This window comes from Occallatibacter sp. (genome assembly GCF_049802275.1).
Taxonomy (GTDB): domain Bacteria; phylum Acidobacteriota; class Terriglobia; order Terriglobales; family Acidobacteriaceae; genus Telmatobacter.
This window is the reverse complement of sequence record NZ_JBARMD010000043.1, coordinates 1-6,055: the sequence shown is the minus strand read 5'-3', so window position 1 is coordinate 6,055 and position 6,055 is coordinate 1. Positions and strand designations below refer to the sequence as shown.

Here is a 6,055-nt window from a genome sequence, read left to right as displayed (position 1 = left end):
TCGGTGAGCTGGCCATGCGCAGAATCGGCTGCACCACGATCGGTGAGCTGGCCATGCGCAGAATCGGCTGCACCACGATCGGCGAGCTGGCCATGCGCAGAATCGGCTGCACCACGATCGGTGAGCTGGCCATGCGCAGAATCGGCTGCACCACGATCGGAGAGCTGTCAGTTAGCCGTAACACCGGCTGTACAACAATTGGCGAGCTCAAATGCGTGGAAGGCGCTGCAACCGCTGGAATTGCGGACAGAGCAAGAGCCGAACCGAGAGCCACGCATGAAACTTTCAACCATGACGAAGACATTTGGCTTACACCTCAGAAAAAGAACAACGGAATCTGCTGAGAAGACTAACGCAAACGTGGCAAGGCGTTACAACAAAAGTACTGAGGTCACGCAAGAAAATGTTTAGATAACGTTTACTAGTCTCGCATTATGAGAAATGAACGGTAACCGTCACCAAAAGGTCACGTTACTGTTACTCCCTAAGTGATCTATCGGAGTCGGGTACAATCTGCCCCAAGCCACTAATTCCTCGGAGGCATCTTGTCGTTCCCCGCAATCGGCTAACGACTCGATGTGAAGATTCTGTTCGTCTCAGGAGATCACTTGATTCAGGAAATGCGCAGTTCCTTCAATGAGCGGTTTACAGCCCAGGGTTACGCACGGCTGCTGGCAAACCTTGAGGTTCGTTGCGGTGGGCCAATTCATTTCCGGGTGGCGGAGACGCCGATCTTCCTGTCGCATGCCCAACTTGATGAGATAGCTGAACAGGGGGCAGTCCTCGCGCTATACCTCATTGCCAATACAAAATATCTGGCTGCGGCGCGCCGCGCAATTCCCTCAGGATTCGATGTCGCCAATGAGACGGCTCATCCCCACTTCCTGACCGCCGACTTTGCCTGGGTACGTTCCAGTTCAGGGAAGCTCGTGCCGAAGCTCGTCGAGATTCAGGCCTTTCCGTCGGTTTTCGCGTACCAGGCAGAACTATGCTCCGCCTATCGCGAAGTCTTTGATTTGCCTCAGTCGTTGTCCACCTTTCTTGGTGGACTCAGCGAGAAGGCGTATTGGGATCTTCTTCGACGCACTGTCGTGGGCCGTCACAACCCTGAAAACGTCGTCCTGACTGAAGTTGATCCGCTGCATCAGAAAACCTTCCCTGATTTTCACGTCACGTCGCAGCGCCTTGGCATTTCTCTTGTAGATATTGCCTCGCTCGAACCGGTTGGCAACAAATTGCACTATCGTGATGCAGCGGGCCGGCTCACCCCCATTCATCGCATCTACAATCGTGCCATTGCCGACGAACTCATCGCCCGTAACATCCGGCTACCGTTCGATCTTTCGCACCCCTGGGAAGTGGAGTGGGCGGGACATCCCAACTGGTATTTCCTGATCAGCAAGTTCTCCATTCCCTGGCTTTCCAGCGCCGGGCGGTTTGCCGTTGTTCCGCCTGCTGTATTTGTCGACGATTTTCTCGCAGGCCTAGGTCGCGATTCTCTTTCTGCCGCCGGGGTACCGCTGCCTGCCACTGATAAGAGCGACACGGTTTATGGAGACCTCCTTCTCAAGCCGCTTTTTTCATTTGCGGGGAAGGGAATCGAGTTTGAGCCGTCGCGTGGCCGTCTTGAGGCCATCCCCGCAGAAGAGCGGTCTAATTACCTCGTGCAACAGCGGATGCGTTTCGAGCCGACAATTGATACGCCGTTCGGACTCACGCAGGCAGAAATCAGGATTCTGTATATGTGGCCGGACGGGGGCGTTCTTACCCCTGCCTTGTCGCTCGTGCGCCTGGGACGCGGGAGGATGATGGGCGTTGATCACAACAGGAATCAGGAGTGGGTAGGCGGATCGGCGGCTTTTTATATATAGATGTGACTTTATATATACGCAGGTGACTTCGTTTTTCTGATATTCTCTGCACGCGCTGTGATGCAACTGATGCAAATGCTCCCGGCAGAGTTACCTAACCGATTACTACTTTTAAACTTTCGTGCTCTAGGTTCTACCGCAGAAGTTGTATACATTCAGCAGTGGGCGAATAAGCGGAAAAAGGAAATCGCATGATGGAGATCTCCAAGTCGAATCCTCCCGAGGAAATGAGCAAGACCGGACGAGGCACCTTTTTGAAAGAAGTCAGGTGCGCCGTGCGATTCCCTCTCTCGTTGCCGGTCGAGATGGCTGACGACAAACTGCATGACCAGCCGGCTGTCACGCGCAACGTTTCGGCGAATGGTGTACTACTTGAACTTACGGGCCCGATCAACGTCGGCGAGGAGCTCGATTTCCATCTCCGCATGCCCGGAAGTGTGCTCGGCACTCCCCAAGATGTGTTAGTTCACTGTCGTGGACGTGTGGTACGCTGCTCCATAAGCCAAAGTCATTATCAGGCTGCTGCTACTATCGATGAATATCATTTCGTGGAGCAGTAGGTCCTGGATTGACGGCTTTTAGCAGCCACCTATGGAACTTCTCGACGAAACACCTGATGGCGAAATTCTAGACACACCCGTGAAGCCGGGAACCACCCGCATTATCCTTGCGGATTCTCAGGCTATTTATCGTGTGGGAATTCGCAAAATCTTTGCGCTCGAAGACGACATCCGCGTTGTGGCTCAGGCCGACTCGCTTGAGAATCTGCGCGCGGCGCTCGAACGCCACCCCGCCGATGTGGTTCTGATTGAAGGTGGACTGCTTGTCGGTGCGCCCAATGCCATCCCCGACGTGCTCCGCGTAGCCCCGGATGTCAAATTGATCGTGCAAGCCATCACCAGCGACGAGGGGCAGACCGTCGATCTCTATCGCCGCGGCGTGCGCGGCATCATCTCCCGCTCCATCTCACCAGACCTGCTGGTTCGCTGTGTGCGTCGTATCGCCACCGGCGAAACCTGGATCGACAATCAGGCGGTGAACTGGGTCATCGAAGCTTATCGCGCCCAGGCCGCTGCACTCGTCAGTCCGCGCACCCAGCCGAGACTCTCACCCAAGGAAACAGCGATCATCACCTGTATTACCCAGGGCAAACGCAATAAGGAGATCGCATTCCAACTGGGAACGACCGAGCAGGTGATCAAGAATTACCTGCGCAAGATTTACGACAAGCTGGGTGTCTCTGATCGGCTCGAGCTCGCTCTCTATTGCCTGCACAACAAGATCATTAAGTCCGACGCCGACGAAGCGGTTGTCGCGCAAAAGATCGTCACCCGCTGATCCTGCGGTGATCCATGTATTCGCTTCGGCGCTGCTTGAGGGCGGCGCCGAAGCTTTTAGAGAGACTTGTTTGTCGTTTCAGCCACTTCGCATGTCTCGCCGGTGCAGCTGACAGGCGCTTGCGTACTCACGCAATTCTTGCGGGCCAACTCAAGCAGGCGCGTTAGCTCGGTGAGGTCCTTCCGATCCAGATGTCCCAGCAACTCTTTCGGGGCACGCGTGATTTCCGGATCCATCTTGCCAAGCAGTTCAAGGCCTGTGGCGGAGATCTGCGTCCACACTACGCGGCGGTCGTTCTTATCGCGCTGTTGTTTGATCAGCTTCAGGGTCTTCATTCGAGCCAGCAGCCGTGTAATGTCAGGCTCCGCCGTGATCATCCGATCGCCGATTGCTGAACAGGTCAACCCCTGCGGTTGGGCACCGCGCAGGATGCGCAGTACGTTGTATTGGGTTGACGTAATGCCCCAGTCCCGTGTTTTGCGTTGGAAAGCCCGATGCAGACAGTCCGTCGTTCGCATCAGGTTCAGGAACGCCTCTTCCTCGACGCTCGAAAATGGGCGTTCCTGCGCAATCTCATGTTTCAACGCTGCCATATCTTCCCCAAACCAGCCTGACGGAAACGGCCCGCATCGAGCGATTCGGGCCTTTCTGCAACTACTGCTTCACTACATCGAGGTCGATGATCAGTTGCACATCATCGCCCAGCACAGCAGCAGGATACTTCGTCCCAAGGTCAAATGCCGTCCGGCTGATCGTCGTCGTAGCTGAGAAACCCGCGTGCATCTTGCCGCCCATGCCGGGAAGCGGTCCAGTCGGACCCTCGACCTGCAACACCACGGGCTTTGTGACGCCATGCAGAGTCAGGTTGCCGTTGACGGTGAGACCTTTGCCGGTCTTCGCCACGCTCGTGCTCACGAAGGTCGCGGTCGGGAACTGCGCAACGTCAAACATGCCGGCGCTCTTCAGGTCGGTATCTCGCGGCGCCACGCCTGTGTCTACGGAAGCCACATCGATTGTCACGTTGACGGTGGATTTGGTGATGTCGGCGTCGTTCCACACAATTTGTCCGCCGATATTGCCGAACCGTCCGTGCACCTTGGACAGGCTCATATGCAGGATGCCGAAATCGACCTCGCTGTGCGCCTTATCAGGAACCCAGGTCGAAGTTTGAGCCACCGCCAACATGGGAAAAGCCATCGACAACACGCCAAGAGTCATTGCGAAACGCTTCATTGTTGTAATTTCCTTTCATATTTCAGTCCGGGCCACGCGCCGGGCTACGGGGTTAAGGTCACAGCTGGCCTAAGCCTCCGCTGGAAGCCAAGTTCGGGAGTTGCCAGCAGGGAAGCGCCGGGAAACCGCAGGTATCTACGTAATGGACGCCCCAGGGTCATTATTCGTTGCAACAAATATTCTCGGTCAGGCAGAAGGCCACCTGGCCTGCTTCCCAAGTTTCTGAATTGAATCGTGGAAATAGGGGTACACCTCAACGCTTATCTGTCTCACTTTTGGGGTGCACTCCAACGCGCTGTCAATGCAGGCGTGCTCGCTCTTCCATCTAAATGACTGAAATCAAGCGCAGAAATCATGCCCCGAACTTTGCAGGTAATTTCCGCTTCCCGGCGCACAATGGAATTGGGACGGACATTACATGCACACCGGAACTCGGATCGATGAAACTCGACGTCGATCGCCGAAACGAATTTGTCGATGGCCGGTCCATTCACATGTCAGACATGTCCCCGGTCCATATCAATGGGTACCCCCACCCCCCTCCCAAAATCTGCAGTTTTCCACAAAAGGTTTGCATGTTTTTCGCGATTCAAATTCGACAGTTCTTCTCCATTGTGCGTGCGTGCTCCCATTTGCGAGTTCGATCCACTCCATTCTCCCCAACCGAAGCGGTGAACTTTGAATCGCGAATCAGGGAGTACTGAACGCTGAGAACTAAAATCTGGCGACTGACCCCGGGTGCTAACCTGAAGCTTCGCCAGCAATGTTCGTCACCTCACAGCACGCTCACTTCATCGGTATCGGCGGCATCGGCATGAGCGGTATTGCCGAAATCCTGCTCAACATGGGGTTTCACGTCTCTGGCTCCGATTTGCGCCGCGGCCCGGCCACCGATCGCCTGGCCCAGCTGGGCGCGACAATCTATGAGGGGCACCAGGCCGCCAACGTCGCAGGAGCCACGGTCGTCGTCACCAGTTCCGCCGTTTCAGCCGCCAATCCTGAGGTTGTTGAAGCGCGCGCTCGCAAGATTCCCGTGATTCAGCGTGCCGAAATGCTGGCCGAGTTGATGCGCCTTAAATACGGCATCGCTATTGCTGGTATGCACGGCAAGACCACAACGACGACAATGGTTGCTTCGGTACTTGCGGCTGGAGGACTGGATCCGACAGTCGTTGTCGGCGGCCGTGTTGACGCGCTGGGTTCGAACGCAAGGCTCGGCACCACGCAATACCTTGTTGCCGAGGCTGACGAAAGCGACAGATCGTTTCTCAAGCTACCGCCCATCCTTGCCGTCGTGACAAATCTCGACCGTGAACACATGGATTGCTATCGCGACATGGATGATGTGGAGCACGCTTACCTCGCGTTCATGGATAAGGTCCCGTTCTATGGAGCCGTAACGGCATGCATCGACAATGCCGCTCTCGCCGCGATTCTGCCGCGCGTACATCGGCGTGTCTTCACTTACGGCATGGCGCCCGAGGCCGACTACCGCCTCGAATTTCTCCAACCGCGCGCAGGCTGTTTCTCGCACTTCCAAGTGCACGCGCCCACCGGCGTGCTCGGCGCGTTCGAGTTGCATGTCCCCGGCCGCCACAACACGCTGAATGCCA

General features: G+C 56.0%; 7 protein-coding genes. 4 read left to right on the top strand and 3 right to left on the bottom strand.

The features are described from left to right. Positions 1 to 304 (bottom strand): hypothetical protein (locus tag WA354_RS01305; protein ID WP_472811204.1); only part of this gene is annotated, 304 nt, incomplete at its 3' end. Positions 305 to 608: 304 nt separating this feature from the next. Between WA354_RS01305 and WA354_RS01300 the strand changes: the two genes are divergently transcribed. The 3 genes from WA354_RS01300 (at position 609) to WA354_RS01290 (ending at position 3,209) form a co-directional block, all read left to right on the top strand. Further along, a complete protein-coding gene (locus WA354_RS01300) occupies positions 609 to 1,871 on the top strand; it encodes a hypothetical protein (RefSeq protein WP_472811203.1) in 1,263 nt (420 codons plus the stop codon). Between the two features lie 191 nt (positions 1,872 to 2,062). After that, on the top strand, positions 2,063 to 2,431 hold the full coding sequence (locus WA354_RS01295; protein WP_472811202.1) for a PilZ domain-containing protein: 369 nt from the start codon (positions 2,063 to 2,065) through the stop codon (positions 2,429 to 2,431). Between the two features lie 31 nt (positions 2,432 to 2,462). Further along, the gene (locus tag WA354_RS01290; protein WP_472811201.1) at positions 2,463 to 3,209 is read left to right on the top strand and encodes a response regulator transcription factor; all 747 of its coding nucleotides are present in this window, start codon (positions 2,463 to 2,465) and stop codon (positions 3,207 to 3,209) included. 56 nt (positions 3,210 to 3,265) lie between these two features. Here WA354_RS01290 and WA354_RS01285 read toward each other — a convergent pair whose 3' ends face one another. Both WA354_RS01285 and WA354_RS01280 read right to left on the bottom strand, forming a co-directional pair. Then, positions 3,266 to 3,802: a MarR family winged helix-turn-helix transcriptional regulator gene (locus WA354_RS01285; protein ID WP_472811200.1), complete on the bottom strand. Its 537-nt coding sequence runs from the start codon at positions 3,800 to 3,802 to the stop codon at positions 3,266 to 3,268. Positions 3,803 to 3,863: 61 nt separating this feature from the next. Beyond that, positions 3,864 to 4,442, bottom strand: coding sequence for a YceI family protein (locus WA354_RS01280; RefSeq protein WP_472811199.1), 579 nt, complete (start codon positions 4,440 to 4,442; stop codon positions 3,864 to 3,866). 763 nt (positions 4,443 to 5,205) lie between these two features. Between WA354_RS01280 and WA354_RS01275 the strand changes: the two genes are divergently transcribed. Next, a partial coding sequence (locus tag WA354_RS01275; RefSeq protein ID WP_472811198.1) for a UDP-N-acetylmuramate--L-alanine ligase occupies positions 5,206 to 6,055 on the top strand: 850 nt, incomplete at its 3' end.

Bases quoted from the DNA above. Each gene is read 5' to 3' on its own strand.
- WA354_RS01295 (WP_472811202.1), top strand. From the start codon at position 2,063: ATGATGGAGATCTCCAAGTCGAATCCTCCCGAGGAAATGAGCAAGACC.
- WA354_RS01290 (WP_472811201.1), top strand. From the start codon at position 2,463: ATGGAACTTCTCGACGAAACACCTGATGGCGAAATTCTAGACACACCC.
- WA354_RS01285 (WP_472811200.1), bottom strand. From the start codon at position 3,802: ATGGCAGCGTTGAAACATGAGATTGCGCAGGAACGCCCATTTTCGAGC.
- WA354_RS01280 (WP_472811199.1), bottom strand. From the start codon at position 4,442: ATGAAGCGTTTCGCAATGACTCTTGGCGTGTTGTCGATGGCTTTTCCC.